The sequence below is a fragment of the Peribacillus sp. SIMBA_075 genome (assembly GCF_046534585.1).
In genome coordinates, this window is the sequence record NZ_JAWRYN010001736.1 from 1 (window position 1) to 230 (window position 230).

At 42.2% G+C, this 230-nt stretch carries 1 protein-coding gene; it reads right to left on the bottom strand.

The annotated features are described in order from the left end of the window. The coding region (locus SB775_RS34380; RefSeq protein ID WP_410865767.1) for a hypothetical protein at nt 1–230 on the bottom strand (230 nt) is incomplete at both ends.

The window sequence follows — 230 nt, forward strand, 5'->3', positions numbered from 1 at the left end:
TGGTAAGTCATGACGGTTACCTACTTCAAAGTCATTCGGGTCATGAGCTGGTGTAATTTTTACAACGCCTGTTCCGAAATCTTTTTCTACGTACTCATCAGCAATAATCGGAATCTCACGGCCTACGATTGGAAGTGTAACTGTTTTCCCGATTAAATGTTTGTAACGATCATCTTCTGGATGAACTGCTACTGCTGTATCACCAAGCATCGTTTCTGGACGAGTAGTAG